The 14,718-nt window shown below is 41.4% G+C and carries 14 protein-coding genes; 8 read left to right on the top strand and 6 right to left on the bottom strand.

Annotation, left to right across the window (positions count from 1 at the left end):
* Positions 1 to 6: 6 nt before the first annotated feature.
* Positions 7 to 471, bottom strand: a complete 465-nt coding sequence (locus tag GTQ43_RS16260; RefSeq protein WP_265273613.1) for a hypothetical protein — start codon at positions 469 to 471, stop codon at positions 7 to 9.
* A 672-nt stretch (positions 472 to 1,143) separates the two neighbouring features.
* On the opposite strand from GTQ43_RS16260, the gene GTQ43_RS16265 reads away from it, so the two are divergent.
* The gene (locus GTQ43_RS16265; RefSeq protein ID WP_265273614.1) at positions 1,144 to 1,854 is read left to right on the top strand and encodes a tetratricopeptide repeat protein; all 711 of its coding nucleotides are present in this window, start codon (positions 1,144 to 1,146) and stop codon (positions 1,852 to 1,854) included.
* 236 nt (positions 1,855 to 2,090) lie between these two features.
* Here the strand turns inward: GTQ43_RS16265 and GTQ43_RS16270 are convergent, their stop codons facing one another.
* Together GTQ43_RS16270 and psaM are read right to left on the bottom strand one after the other, a co-directional pair.
* Positions 2,091 to 2,501 carry a hypothetical protein gene (locus GTQ43_RS16270; RefSeq protein WP_265273615.1) on the bottom strand — a complete coding sequence of 137 codons (411 nt, stop codon included), beginning with the start codon at positions 2,499 to 2,501 and terminating at the stop codon, positions 2,091 to 2,093.
* A gap of 410 nt (positions 2,502 to 2,911) precedes the next feature.
* Complete coding sequence (gene psaM, locus GTQ43_RS16275) at positions 2,912 to 3,001, bottom strand: photosystem I reaction center subunit XII (RefSeq protein WP_040630342.1); 90 nt, start codon at positions 2,999 to 3,001, stop codon at positions 2,912 to 2,914.
* Between the two features lie 200 nt (positions 3,002 to 3,201).
* Here psaM and GTQ43_RS16280 point away from each other — a divergent pair, with 200 nt between their 5' ends.
* From GTQ43_RS16280 to GTQ43_RS16295, 4 genes are all read left to right on the top strand, one after another.
* A complete protein-coding gene (locus tag GTQ43_RS16280) occupies positions 3,202 to 4,464 on the top strand; it encodes an FGGY-family carbohydrate kinase (protein WP_265273616.1) in 1,263 nt (420 codons plus the stop codon).
* 439 nt (positions 4,465 to 4,903) lie between these two features.
* Positions 4,904 to 5,326: a hypothetical protein gene (locus tag GTQ43_RS16285; RefSeq protein WP_265273617.1), complete on the top strand. Its 423-nt coding sequence runs from the start codon at positions 4,904 to 4,906 to the stop codon at positions 5,324 to 5,326.
* A 108-nt stretch (positions 5,327 to 5,434) separates the two neighbouring features.
* Positions 5,435 to 5,791, top strand: a complete 357-nt coding sequence (locus GTQ43_RS16290; protein ID WP_265273618.1) for a tetratricopeptide repeat protein — start codon at positions 5,435 to 5,437, stop codon at positions 5,789 to 5,791.
* A 226-nt stretch (positions 5,792 to 6,017) separates the two neighbouring features.
* Positions 6,018 to 6,758 (top strand): dienelactone hydrolase family protein, encoded by a 741-nt coding sequence (locus GTQ43_RS16295; protein ID WP_265273619.1) that lies wholly within the window; start codon positions 6,018 to 6,020, stop codon positions 6,756 to 6,758.
* Between the two features lie 25 nt (positions 6,759 to 6,783).
* Here GTQ43_RS16295 and GTQ43_RS16300 read toward each other — a convergent pair whose 3' ends face one another.
* Genes GTQ43_RS16300 through GTQ43_RS16310 form a run of 3 tightly spaced genes read right to left on the bottom strand, consistent with a single transcriptional unit; the run spans position 6,784 to position 9,512 of the window.
* Positions 6,784 to 7,743 carry an N-acetylglucosamine kinase gene (locus tag GTQ43_RS16300; RefSeq protein ID WP_265273620.1) on the bottom strand — a complete coding sequence of 320 codons (960 nt, stop codon included), beginning with the start codon at positions 7,741 to 7,743 and terminating at the stop codon, positions 6,784 to 6,786.
* A 14-nt stretch (positions 7,744 to 7,757) separates the two neighbouring features.
* Positions 7,758 to 9,023, bottom strand: coding sequence for an MFS transporter (locus GTQ43_RS16305; RefSeq protein WP_265273621.1), 1,266 nt, complete (start codon positions 9,021 to 9,023; stop codon positions 7,758 to 7,760).
* 48 nt (positions 9,024 to 9,071) lie between these two features.
* Positions 9,072 to 9,512 (bottom strand): GxxExxY protein, encoded by a 441-nt coding sequence (locus tag GTQ43_RS16310; protein ID WP_265273622.1) that lies wholly within the window; start codon positions 9,510 to 9,512, stop codon positions 9,072 to 9,074.
* Positions 9,513 to 9,569: 57 nt separating this feature from the next.
* Between GTQ43_RS16310 and GTQ43_RS16315 the strand changes: the two genes are divergently transcribed.
* From GTQ43_RS16315 to GTQ43_RS16325, 3 genes are all read left to right on the top strand, one after another.
* Positions 9,570 to 12,554, top strand: a complete 2,985-nt coding sequence (locus GTQ43_RS16315; RefSeq protein WP_265273623.1) for a valine--tRNA ligase — start codon at positions 9,570 to 9,572, stop codon at positions 12,552 to 12,554.
* Positions 12,555 to 12,753: 199 nt separating this feature from the next.
* On the top strand, positions 12,754 to 13,188 hold the full coding sequence (locus GTQ43_RS16320; RefSeq protein WP_265273624.1) for a hypothetical protein: 435 nt from the start codon (positions 12,754 to 12,756) through the stop codon (positions 13,186 to 13,188).
* Positions 13,189 to 13,519: 331 nt separating this feature from the next.
* On the top strand, positions 13,520 to 14,718 hold a 1,199-nt coding region (locus GTQ43_RS16325; RefSeq protein WP_265273625.1), incomplete at its 3' end, for a DUF3370 domain-containing protein.

A 14,718-nucleotide genomic window follows, 5' to 3' on the forward strand; every position in this document is an offset into this window, starting at 1 on the left:
AATTTCTTAAAGAACTTTGTGAGTGTGAGAATGCTGTTTAACGTTATCTTCTTTCGTTACAACTCTAGCGGCATTTAGCACCCGTTTGCGCTCAATGGAATACTTAAATTCAGTATAGTTTGTACCTAATGGAATCAGGGATTTTGCAGATTCACGACGCTTGTAGGTACGAGCTACTGCAAATGCTCGTGGCACAAATTCTTCTCCAAACTGAGCCGACTCTGGAAAGCCATCTGGTAGCAGTTGTGAATCGCCATCTAACACAGATCCCAAAGTTGTTGCATGAGCCAGCTTATAGGAAGTAGGAATGCCCTTTAAAAGCGCTTCCAAAGCCGCAGAGGGAATCGGTTCTATAACTTCGATTTGATAAACTTCTCCATCTTCTTTGACGAAGCAGGTTGCCAAGCCGATAACAATGTAGTCATCGGTTGCTAAATCAGGCGCATTGGGATAGGAAATTGCAGTTGTCATCAGAAAATTTCTCAAAACTTAAAAATTAAATCTAGATACTGGGGCATTGGGCATTGGGCATTGGGCATTGAGAATTGGGCATTGGGCATTGGGCATTAGTTCTTTCTCCCCCTGCTTCCCCTGCTCCCCCTGCTCCCTGCTCCCTCATCTCCCCTCTGCCCCTCTACCTTCTTTCTCATCTTTAAAAGAACGGCTTGTTGGCATTCTACCAATTTGTCGCTCTCACTACTTGACCTTTTTTTAATTAAAAATTAAAAGTTAAAAATTAAGAAGAAGAATAATTTTTAATTAATTAATTTTGGGTACAAGCCCCCACTGATAGCGCAGCGTAAAGCCTTCGGCATGGCTTCGCTTAAAGCGAGTCCGCGAGCGTCTTGCAATTTTTAATTAATAATTTTTAATTTTTAATTGGAGCGAAGCGACTTGACCAGTATTTGAGATTGACATCTGCTATTTCTGGAATTCACCTCTGGGATCAAGTATCCATGATTAGGTTTGAGGAGCAATTGTTTATTTAAGGCGTAGATTTTTCTTGTGCGGCTAGGTTAAGTTCTCTCTTTAGATGGCTTTTTTGTAACCCTAAATACCTTAAGAATAGAGACAGTGGTAAAACCACTACCCATCAAAAACTAGAATTTTATTTCACAAAGCAGGGATTTCAGGCAGGGAAAGATGAATATTCACTCATTTTTAGCTGACGATGACCAGCAAAGTAAGCAATATCAATATGTTTTAAATAATACAAATAAAGTCCAAGAGCAGAGGAAAAACGATCGCAGCCCATCTACTTTAGAAAATAACTACTTACGCTCTTTTGCTTTGAAGTCGGCACAACAAGGAGATTATACTGAGGCGATCGCACTTTTAACCCAACTAATTTACCGCCATCCTCACAATGCCGTTGATTACAACAATCGGGGGCTGATCTATTTCCAAAGTGGTGAAAGACCAAAAGCGCTTCATGATTACAACACCGCCCTCAAGCTTAATCCTAATTTAGCTAGTGCCTATAATAATCGCGCAAATTACTACGCGGCTTGTGGAGAATTAGCAGCAGCACTTACCGACTACGATCGAGCGATTGATTTAAATCCTTGCCATGTCCGGGCGTGGATTAACAGAGGCATTACCTGGCGTGAATTAAAGGAATATGAGGAGGCAATTGAGAATTTTGAGGTAGCACAGTTTTTTGGTCAACTAGAAGGTCATATCTGGGCTGAACGCGGCAGAACTTACCATCTTTGGGGTGACTGGAATTGTGCGATCGCTGATTACCGTCGCGCCCTCACTCAACTGCCCTCTCTCGAAACAACTAGGGACGTTACTGGTTCTCGTTTGCGTTTACAAATCGAAAATTGGTTAAACGATTTGTTATTATCCTGAGCGTCCTATTTGGTAGATTAGTCCTTCTGGGGGATTCTAAATTCAAAATAATTGATTAATTTTGAATTGGAATTGGAGGGACGCTGTATCGTTAATAACTAATAGATGACAACTACATAGCTATTCAAAAATTAGCTATTAACCATTATTTATTAGCAATAATATAAATTAACACCCGGTTTATCCGTAGCTAGTAATCACAAGAAACCTAAATAATCCCAAATTCCCTACTTGTCTTAAGGTGATGACTCTGTTTGTTGATCTTCTTGGCGATCCTGATTCATCAACACAATCCGCCGCTGGCTAGGATCGAATCGGTATCCTTGTTGTTGCATAATGCTCTTAGTTTGCTGAGGATCGAAGTTACGACTAAATTCTGCCTGCAAAGTATTGACGTGTCCTTCCATCAATTTGACTTCAGTACTAATTTCTCGCAACTTTTCTTGCTGTAACCAATGATAAGGCAAAAGTTGTGCTAAAGCAGATCCGGCAACGGCTGTAATCACAAGATTAACCGCTATCTTGGCTGTGCTTTCCAGTGCCATCACCTGGTAAGAACGTTGACGAAGATGCCGCTTTGGTCGAGGAGTGACCCGGCGTTTTTGTATAGGTTGTAACGGTGGTCTGGAGGGTTGAATCGCGTTCATGATGCTAAAAAATAACCTCGCTTGGTGAAGGGAAGCACTATGAAGAGTGCTGAGTAAAAAAATCACTAATCACACTCAGCATCAAATCAGTTCAGAGTAGCTAGTGCCTCGGCTTATAGTAGGAGGGTTCATAAGTACTACTTTTTACTCATTACTTTTTCCTGGGCACTCAGCACGGGCTAAACGCCCCGCTACCGCTAACAGCACTCAGCACTCTTGAATGCTTGATTTAGCTGTCATATTACTTCATTTTTTTAAAATAGCTACAAGTGTTGTACCAGTTAAAAAATAACCTGGCTTACGTAAGTGTAAAATTTCTAGCTACTTATGGCAGAAAGCCACAAGAAGAAAGGAAATTGCACCCCGTACTGCCAGGATTATTAGCTTTTCAACTGTGTCACATCGAAGCGTTATTTGTAAAGTTCTGTGGCTAATCGCCAAGCTAGAACTCCTGGAATCAGCGCCACAACTAGAGCGATGTAGACTTGAGTATCCGAGATGGAAGATATCTGAGCGATATACAGAGTATCTAAGATAGGCATGGCTGAAAACCTCCTAACCTGAATAGATTTTGAACAGTTCGTTTACTACTTTTCCTTGTTTTGCCAGAATTGGGGAATATCTTGTTACAAGATGCAACAAAAGCAGTTATTAGTCAGTAGTCTTTATTTATTCTGCATTAAAAAAATTTATAAAAATTATGAATTTTTATTTGGGTATCGACTTCGGCACATCTGGCGCACGCGGTATGGTGATTGACGAGGAATCCTCTTCTATTCAGGCTGAGGTGCGATATCCCTTCCAAGACTCATCAGCCGCCGTTACGCCCAAAATCTGGCAGGAGGCTTTGTTTCTGATGGTGGAACAAATACCTGAAGAGTTGCGGCGAAAAATTAGAGCGATCGCAATTAATGGGACTTCTTCTACAGTCTTGCTGGTTGATGCTGCTGGGAACCCAACAGATGCACCATTATTATATAACGATGCGCGGGGATCATTGGTGCTAGAGCATTTGAGGAGTATAGCACCCCCTAATCATACCGTATTAAGTGCCACCTCTAGCCTAGCTAAACTTTTGTGGATGAGACAATTACCCTCTTTTAGTGAAGCTAGATATTTCCTGCATCAAGCAGATTGGCTGGCGTTTCTCCTACATGGACAGTTGGGTATTAGCGATTACCATAATGCTTTAAAGCTGGGTTATGACGTAGAAGAGTTGAAATACCCAGAATGGCTAGAGAAGTTGCAAATACCGATTCAGCTACCCAAGGTTTTAACTCCTGGTACTCCCATTTCCGAATTGCGCCCTGAAATTGCGGATAAGTTCGGTTTACGCCGTGATTGTCTGGTATGTGCAGGTACAACTGATAGTATTGCGGCTTTTCTCGCTAGTGGAGCAAAATTACCTGGTGAAGCGGTGACTTCTCTTGGTTCCACGTTGGTACTAAAGTTATTAAGTCGTACCCGTGTAGAAGATGCCAGATATGGGATTTACAGCCATCGTTTGGGGGATTTGTGGCTGACTGGTGGTGCTTCTAATACTGGAGGTGCAGTACTAAAGCAATTTTTCACCAACGCTGAGTTAGAAAGCCTTAGTCGGGAGATTGATGCATCAAAAACCAGCGAGTTAGATTATTATCCATTATTGAAGGTAGGCGATCGCTTTCCCATTAACGATCCCAATTTAGCCCCACGTTTGGAACCACGCCCAGAGAATCCAGGGGAATTTCTGCATGGTTTGTTAGAAAGTATTGCCCGCATAGAAGCGCGAGGGTACGAATTATTACAACAAATGGGCGCAGACAAGTTAAGTCGTGTTTATACTGCTGGCGGTGGTGCTGCAAATGACACTTGGACTGCGATTAGAGCGCGTTATTTGCAGATTCCTGTAGTAGCGTCAGTATACACAGAAGCTGCTTACGGGACGGCGCTGTTGGCGATGGGGGATGGAAGAAGGGGTTAATCAACAGCGCATCTTTTGGTAGATATCTTCTAAATCAGTATCTATCCCAGTGACAATCCATATATCTCGGACGATACTTGGATGATTAGATACCGGACTATAGATTCCAGGTTAATCATCTGGGCAGCTATTCGGGGATGGGTGCTTCGCCACAAGCGAATGTCATCTGTCCCCTTTACTAATTATTGAGTCAGAGTAAAGCCACTGATGATTTAATGGAAAACATGATTCCCAATCTCTTTAAACTGGAACAAATTGTCCTACTAATTACTGGTAATTAGCAGTCTACGGGGTTTTTCTTTTCAATCAATTACATCTCTACCCAAATGTAACAAAATAAATCTTTTTTCAGCATATATTTAGTGGACTGGCTCTCTAGGATAACAAGATCAGAGAATTTTTGATAAGCTAAATAAGAAAATAAATACTGGAAAAAATAATGTTACTTCAACCAAAACTCTATATATTTGCAAGCATTTTAGCTTTAGAAACATATTTTATATCACCCGCAAATGCTGTAATAGTAAACAGAAATAATACGTTTTCATTAAACAATGTAATGTATCTTTCTCAAGTAAGAGAGGATAACAAAATACAAACTAAAGATATAATTACTATAGGCATAAGTTTTTTATCTTTCCTGTTATCAGTTTATGCAATTATAAATACTGAAACAAAAACTAGAGATGAAAAATATAGAAATATGCGTCTTCAATTGACTGATGTCTTAGGAAGACTAACAAAAAGCTATATAGAAATTGCTACTTATCACAAAGATTATATTAAAAGCAACCCTGACTATTTTTACAAAGTTTCTTCAGTACTTCAACAAGAAAGTAAATCTCTATTACAGCAAGCATAGTTCTTTTATGAACAAATACCAGACGATGCTATCTCTTATGTTGATTTAACTGCCATAGCATATGCAAATCAATCCTCACGTAATTTTTTAAATGCCGAGAAATTCTATATGAAAGCTATAGAAAAAGTTAAAGACGATCAAATCACCAAAACTATAGTAGACCGAAATTATGCCGAATTTCTTTTTCTTGTAGATAGGAATTTAGAAGGTAGGGAATATTTTAGTAAATCTATTTCTGCTTTAGAAAAGATGGGAGGAAGTGATCTTAAGTATGACCAACTTGGAATAACATATCAAAGGTGGGGATTAAATGAATTATGGAAGGGTGATACAACTGAAGCTGATAAATATTTTGAAAAAGCAGCTAAAGAATATCATAATATACGTACTGAATATATAAAAACCGATGCTTTAAATGATTTGCACAATAAAACCAAAGGAAAGTGGGGAGAAAAATTCACCTAGTAGACGTAAAGATAAAGAAGGTGCTATTAAATACTCAGATAAAAAGCGCCTTTTTAAAAGAGCCACACCCAATATTATTATTAGCCTACCATAGCTAAATAATGTCTGTATTAAAGCGATCGCAGTCATAGTAAAAGAACCCCAAATTGTGGGTTGAAAGTAACCGGATGCTGCGGCGCTACAGTGTAGAAGCTAATGACAGCAAGCGTAACAGGGAGACAAAAAAGTGCAAATTACTAAGCGCAATGTTGAATTAAGAGTCGATGGCAGCTTAATGCGTGTTTATGTTGCGGCTCCCAAAGCAGCCGGAAAATACCCTGGTATTGTCTTTTATAGTGATATTTATCAGTTAGGTGATGCAATGATTCGTCTAGCTAACTACTTAGCAGGATACGGCTATGTAGTAGCAGCCCCAGAAATTTTTCACCGAATAGAGCCAGTTGGTTTAGTAATAGAGCCAGACGATTTGGGAAGGATGCGGGGAAATGACGATGCGCGTCGAACCTCTGTAGCTGAATATGATGCCGATTGCCTTGCTATGATTGAATTTCTGAAAAGAGAGAGTGCGGTTTCTCCAAATCAAATAGGCACTCTCGGCTTTTGTATTGGTGGACATTTAGCTTTCCGTGCAGCATTTCAAAGCGAAATTCGGGCTTGTGTCTGCTGTTACCCGACTGGTATTCCCAGTGGGAAATTGGGTAAAGAGGTAGCCGATACAATCCAGAGGGTGAGTGAAATCAAAGGCGAGATGCTAATGGTGTTTGGTACTCTCGATCCTCATATACCAGATAGCGATCGCCAAACTATAATAAAAGCAATTAAGAGCGCTAACATACCTCACCAAGTTTTCTTATATGAAGCAGAACATACATTCATGCGCGACGACGGTTATCGTTATGATTCTAGTGCTAGTACCGCAGCTTGGTCTGAAATAGTAACTTTCTTAGAGCGCATATTTGCAGACTGAAAACTTATATATTGCTTTCTTCGCGTCAATTTTGAGTTGTCTGTAACGCTAACAAAGCAGCACCATAAGCAGGTTCATGCCTCGGAAAAATCACCTTTACTTCAGGAAAAATTTTAACAATTGATGCTGCAAATCTTTCCTGGATCTTGCATCTACCCTGCCACACACTTCCTGTTGTAACTACTTCTAAAACTGAGTCAGCATTAAAAATTGCATCAATTACTGTAGATGTAGCTTTTACTAACTCTTCTACAGCATCATCAATTATATTATTCGCTACTATATCACCTGATGCTGCTGCCAAATCTACAATTGGTGCTAAAGCAGCGATTTTTTTAACCCCCCATCCTCGCCGATATATTACTTCTATTAAATCTTCTATACTCTCCAAATCAAGATGCTGTTTGAAACCCTCTATCAAACTCGTTGACATCTCTCGTCCATCATAAGATTTTAATGCTGCATTCATACCTGCGATCGCAATTTTATAAGCGCTACCTTCATCTCCTAAAATATATCCCCAGCCGCCGACTCGCTTAGTATCTCCCTGATGATTTCGTCCGAAAATTATCGAACCAGTACCTACTGCAACCACAATTCCTACAGGTTGACCAATTCCACCAACTAAAGCAATTAAAGCATCATTACAAATTACAATATTCGCTGACTGTAATGCCCAGCTAATAGGAAGAGATTTGTTATTCTGCAACTCTTCAAGTAAACCTTTCACTACTTCAATATCTACTGCACGTCCTACACCTGCTAAACCCAAACATATCGCGTCAATCTTGAAGTTACTTGTAATTCTTGCTGCCTCAACAGCATTGTGAATTGCTGATTGAATAGATTGTAAAGTTGTTTCTATTCCTATACTCTGATAGTTAGATGAACCAGCTTCACCACGACCTAGCACTTGATGTAAATCATCCATCAAGATACAAACAGTCTTGCTCCCGCCGCCATCTATTCCTAAGACATAGACCATTATCTGTAATAATATTAATTATTTTGACGCTTCGGTTCTTCTTTTAAAGGAATAAAAAAGATAGCAATCATTCCAGGAATTGTAACCAAGCATACCAAGACAAAAAATAATGGATAACCTAGTGCTTTTTGCAGATAACCGCTAATTAAACCTGGTAGCATCATTCCTAAAGCCATAATGCCAGTAGAGATAGCAAAATGAGAAGTTTTATATTCGCCTTGGCAGATATACATTAAATAAACACTAAAAGCTGTAAATCCAAAACCATAGCCAAATTGCTCCAAGGAAACCAAGGGATATATTAATGCTAGCGAAGGTTTAGTGTAAGCCATATACACATAAAATATATCAGGTAAGTTTAACGCCAAAGCCATAAGAAATAGACACTTTTTCAATCCATATTTAGAGATTAGCAAGCCTCCTAAAATTCCTCCACAAATTAGAGAAATTACCCCAAATGTCCCGTAGACTAATCCAACATCTGACGTTGATAGCCCTAAGCCTCCTACTTCTGGTTTATCCAATAAAAATAAAGAGGCTATTTTGACAAGCATCGCTTCGCCAAGTCTGTAGAGCAAGATAAAGGCTAAAATACTGATAATTTTATCCTGAGCAAAATATGAGCTAATAATTGACCAAAATGGTATATTTTCTCTAGCTTGGATTTGCCGTTGGTTATCTGATTCTGGTAATGGTAAAATTAGGCGATGGGAAATAAATAGGATTGCTATAATTAAAGCTGAGAAGCCAATAGCTATAGTCCAACTTAAAGGAATATTATTGAGAGATACTTCAAGCTGACCTGCTAAAACTACTAAGATTCCAGAGCCAAAGATGACAGCAAGTCTATAACAAAGTGAACGAATACCGACAAAAAAAGCTTGTTGTTCTGGAGATAAGGCGAGGAGGTAGAAGCCATCTGTGGCAATGTCATAAGTTGCAGAAATAAATGCTCCTATTGTTAATGTTGCGAGGGAGATGAAAAAGAAATTTGGTAGTTGTAAGGAGAAGGCTATTAAGCCTAGACAAGCAAACATGGCAAATTGGGTATAAAGTATCCATTTGCGTTTGCTAGAGTAAGTATCGACAATTGGGGCCCAAAACATTTTGATGACCCAAGGTAGATAGAGGAAGCTTGTCCAAAGGGCAATTTGGGCGTTATCTATTCCGAGTTTTTTGTAAAAGATTACGGAAACTGTGTTGATGATGACGTAAGGGATGCCGGAGGTGAAATATAGGGTGGGGATGAATGTCCAAGGGGAGGTTGTTTGGTGTTTCATGGGTTTGGGTTAACGAACCGCGAAGGCGCGAAGTACGCGAAGGAAGAATTAAGAAGAGAGGATAATGCGTTTGATGCCTTGTTTAAGGATGGGGACGTTAAAGTTGATGAGAAGGCCAAGGTGATGTTTGGTCATTTTGAGGTATGAGAGAACTTGAGCTTCGTGGATGGGAGCTAGGTTTTGAACGGCTTTTAATTCAACAACAACAATATCGCCAACCAGAAAATCTAATTGCCCCTCACCAACGGGATGCCTTTTATATTCCACTGCTACTGGATGCTTAGACTTATGAGGTATCCCACGCATTATAAATTCTAGTTTCAGTGCCTTGTGATACACCTCCTCCAAAAACCCTGGCCCCAATATCTTATGTACCTCAATCGCTGCACCAATCACAGCATACGCTAGCTGCTCCGGCTCATCACCAAGCTGCCTCATCCTTCTTTCCTCTTCCTTCGCGTACTTCGCGCCTTCGCGGTTCGTTTCCATCAATCCCCCTCCAACCCTATGGCAAAATTTATAAAAGTCCTTCCTTAGTTTTCCCGCATGACCGCAACCATTCCCAATCTCCCCAGTCTCTACGACCCCTTTTCTACCGAAGCCAAGTGGCAAAAATTCTGGGAAGACAACCAAATTTACAAAGCTGACCCCAACAAAAGCGGCGAACCCTACTGCATCGTCATTCCACCCCCCAATGTCACCGGCAGCTTACACATGGGTCACGCCTTTGAAAGTGCCTTAATTGATACCCTCGTGCGCTACCACCGGATGCAGGGACGCAATACCCTATGGCTACCCGGAACTGACCACGCCAGCATTGCTGTGCATAGTATGCTAGAAAAGCAACTCAAAAAAGAGGGTAAGACTCGCTACGAATTGGGGCGCGAGAAATTCCTAGAACGCGCTTGGCAATGGAAGGCGGAGTCTGAAGGAACAATTCTGAATCAACTGCGACGCTTGGGTGTCTCGGTGGACTGGTCACGGGAAAGGTTTACCCTCGACGAGGGTTTATCCAAAGCTGTTGTTGAGGCATTTACTCGCCTTTACGAGGAAGGCTTAATTTATCGTGGTGAATATTTAGTTAACTGGTGTCCAGCTTCTCAGTCGGCGGTGTCTGACGTGGAAGTGGAAAATCAAGAGGTGAATGGAAATCTTTGGCACTTCCGCTATCCTCTCACCGATGGTTCCGGTTTTGTAGAGGTGGCGACAACTCGACCAGAAACGATGCTGGGCGATACGGCTGTAGCAGTTAATCCCAATGACGATCGCTACAAACATCTCATTGGCAAAACTCTAACTCTGCCAATTCTACAACGAGAGATTCCCATCATTGGCGATGAATTTGTTGATCCTACCTTCGGCACAGGTTGCGTAAAGGTGACTCCCGCCCATGACCCGAACGATTTTGACATGGGTAAGCGTCACAATTTGCCGTTAATCAATATTATGAACAAAGACGGCACTCTCAACGCCAATGCTGGGGAGTTTCAAGGACAAGACCGCTTTGTTGCTAGAAAGAATGTGGTTTCTCGTCTAGAAGCAGATGGCTTTTTGGTGAAGATAGAAGATTATAAGCATACCGTTCCCTACAGCGATCGCGGTAAAGTACCTATTGAACCTCTCCTCTCGACTCAATGGTTCGTCAAAATTCGCCCCCTAGCTGACAACACTCTCGAATTCCTCGACCAGCAAACTTCCCCAGAGTTTGTCCCCCAACGCTGGACAAAGGTCTATCGTGATTGGCTAGTAAAACTCACTGATTGGTGTATCTCTCGTCAATTATGGTGGGGACACCAAATCCCCGCTTGGTACGCCATCAGTGAAACGGGTGGACAAATTACCGATAATACGCCCTTTGTAGTAGCAAAATCGGAAACTGAAGCTTGGGATAAAGCTAAATCACAATTTGGCGAAAATGTCAAGTTAGAACAAGACCCAGATGTGCTGGATACTTGGTTTTCTTCTGGACTTTGGCCGTTTTCGACTTTGGGCTGGCCAGAACAAACTCAAGATTTATCAACTTACTACCCGACTACTACTTTGGTAACAGGCTTTGACATCATCTTTTTCTGGGTAGCCAGAATGACAATGATGGCTGGGCATTTTACGCAGCAAATGCCTTTCCAAACAGTTTACATCCACGGTTTAGTGCTGGATGAAAAAGGCCAGAAGATGTCTAAGACCAAAGGTAATGGCATTGACCCATTGTTATTAATTGACAAATATGGTACTGATGCTCTGCGCTATACCCTAATTAGGGAAGTGGCTGGTGCGGGACAAGATATCCGGCTAGAATACGATCGCAAAAAGGATGAATCGGCATCGGTAGAAGCGTCCCGCAACTTTGCAAATAAGTTGTGGAATGCTGCCCGGTTTGTGATGATGAATTTGGATGGACAAACGCCGCAGCAATTGGGGAACCCAGTTGCTACCGAATTGAGCGATCGCTGGATTATCTCGCGGTATCATCAAGTTATCAAACAAACCACCAATTACATCGATAATTACGGTTTAGGGGAAGCAGCAAAAGGACTCTACGAATTTATCTGGGGTGATTTCTGCGATCAATATATTGAACTGGTGAAATCCAGATTGCAAGCAGATGCCGATCCAGCATCGCGGCGGTTAGCACAGCAAACCCTCGCCTACGTGCTGGAAGGGATTTTGAAACTACTTCATCCGTTGATGCCTCATATTACTGAAGAAATTTGGCAAACTCTCACCCAACAACCAGCAGATTTCCCGCAAACTTTACCATTACAAATCTATCCCCAGGTGGATGCAAACTTAATTGATTCAGATTTAGAAGAACAGTTTGATTTGCTAAGTGCTACTATCCGCACAATTCGAAATTTACGGGCTGAAGCGGATATTAAGCCAGGGGTGAAAGTAACAGCAAATTTGCAAACTGAAAGTGAGAAGGAGCGAGAAATTCTGACTGCTGGACAGGATTATATTAAAGATTTGGCGAAAGTTGAGACTTTAACCATTACTGACAAGGAAAAAAGCCAAACCGTTGCTATTAAAAAACCTCAGAGGGGTTTGAAGACAATTGGCTTAATTATTGTGGCCATTGTCTTTGGTAGATTGGGTTTAGCTGCGGGAAATGCCATTGATGATATTCCCATCGTCGGAACCTTCTTTGAAATGGTGGGTTTTGGTTATACAGCTTGGTTTGTTAGCCAAAATTTACTCACTGCTCAAGCAAGACTTAGGTTATGGGGACGCTTTTTCCCGCAGAGAGAATTAGAACAACCACAAGAACCAGAAAATGCGATCGCTGGTGTGATTGGTACAATACAAGTGCTAATTCCTCTTAAAGGCGTAGTGGATATTGAAGCTGTGCGTGCCAAACTAGATAAAAGCCTAAGTAAGGCTGAAGCCGAAGTTCAATCTCTGAGTACGAGATTAAACAATCCTAGTTTTGTGGATAGAGCGAGAGCCGACGTGGTACAGGGAGCGCGGGATGCTTTAGCAGAAGCACAGAAACAGGCTGAAATTTTGCGCGATCGCCTAAAAGCATTATCTTAAGCATGGACTGCGTGGCTTAAGATAACTGTAATGGGTAACGGGAGTGTCAATAATTCCTAATTACCCATTACCGAATAATAAAATATAAATTCTGGCACTTCTGATTTTATTAAATTTTTTTCAATTTTGAGAGAAATCGGAGCGCCGGCTTCTGGCGATCTCAACTTCGGTGATTTTGAATTGGAGCGAAGCAACTCTCATGCTATATCTAGCCCAGGTGCGTAAAAACGATTTTTTAGACCAGCACCAGTTACGCTTATTGGCACGTCAAGAAGCTGATAACTTGTGGGCGATAATTCCAGAAGAGGCTTTCATTCTGCTAGGAAAGGGAAAAATCATGAGTGAGAACTTGCTTGTTTTAGTCGAACTTTCCCCTACAGGCGACATTGAAAAAATAGAAGATGCTAGCAACTGGGTACTCCATCTAGTACAAAACTACCTCACCATTGGCATTACCCCAGAATTTTTGCAGCACGAAGCCGAACGAGCAGAACATTGGCGACAATCCCTGACGTTGCAAAACCAAGACTTAGCACGACGTTCCTTAGAATTAGAAGCTCGTCGCGAACAAATTCAAGCCTTAGAAGAAAGCCTCAAACGCGAGAAAAACGGTTATCCCCAAGAGGAAAGTTAAAACCAATGCTTTTGAGAATTGCATGGCGGGTGGTGACAGTTGCTTTGCTCCAAGTAAAAAGTTAAAAGAAAAAACTTCAGTTGTGGATCTCAAGCTCAATTCAAAAAAGAATTGTACCGAGATACGTAATGCAAGTTACTCTTTGTCCCTATACTGTTCGGTTAAGGCAAGAGACGCGATATATCGCGTCTCTACAAGAGTTCTGCATAACGCATATTTTATTTCTGGAGATGTCTCTTGTATGGCATAGGTGAATAAAGCGCAACCTCATACAGAATAAGTACAAGTATGCTGTATTCTGTACTTCACCGATAAACTGCTTTTTGAATAAATGCTTAATTTTATTTCCTATTTACTTTTGGCTCAAGCAGCACCTTCTCCAGCATCTGAACCTCAAGAAATCTTTATTCCTCAACAAACAAGACCTTTACCCGGCCATCTTGATACAGTACCAGTATTTAACAGTAATAACCCAGAAGTAGTTCAGAGTGAAGGTATTCTGCTATCTACATTTCCTCCCCAGGGTAAAAGAGTGCCTAGTGCCCACCTAAACTTTCTATGGAAGGGACGCTTTGATTTCTTTTCTCATCATATTGCTAGAGCCATTGAGACTCCAAATGATTTGCGGACTCTTTATTTGGGGGTGATTGTTTACAATCCTAGCGATCGCCCTGCAACTATAAATATATTGCAAGCAGCCAGTTATGTTAGTCAACCTGATGCACCTTTTCTCAAATTGCCCCCCATGCAGTCAAATAATTCGGGAAATATTTATGCTGGGCCAGGCGATCGCGTCATGAATGATGTGCTACGGGGCAGACGGCAGCCAGGATGGCCAGGCCAGTTAGTAATTCCACCAAAGCAAAGTCGGATGTTAATGAATCATCCAATTCCAGTGCGTCCTTTAACACCGCCATTGAATGGACGTTCTACTTTGTTGCGTTTGTACAGCGATAGTCCAGTGTATATGGCGAACCTAGCCATGTTTGCCAAACCCAATCCAGATGCTACTGAACGAGCACCCACCTTAGAAGAATGGGAGAATTTGTTAGAAAATGGTGATTTTGCAGGGCCGCGTGAATCTGCCCCCAGTCCGCCAAATAACCTGACAGCAACAGCAGAAATTTACGGTCGGGTAGCAGCGGTAGCTGTTGGCTCTCGTTGGCAAGCACAAGTTACCGACTCTAATAGTTCATACCTAACAATTCCCACTTCAGGACAAGCTTTTTCATACGGTTTAAGTACCCTTTTAGCAGGTAAAATGGGTACTGGACAAAACCAAACTGCCAAACTCGCCGTGCGTTATCCTGGTACGGCTTACGAAGCTCACGGCAACTACGGCATAGAATACAACATCTCTCTACCATTAATTAACAATACAGGCAAACCACAAACTGTAAATGTGCTTTTCCAAACACCTATCAAAGAAGACGACTTAAACAAACCTGGGCTTCGCTTTTTTTCACCACCCCAACCATCCGTCTTTTTTCGAGGCACAGTTCGTATTCGCTACAATGACGATAATGGCTT

Origin of the sequence: Nostoc sp. KVJ3, from assembly GCF_026127265.1 — a bacterium.
Classification (GTDB): Bacteria; Cyanobacteriota; Cyanobacteriia; order Cyanobacteriales; family Nostocaceae; genus Nostoc.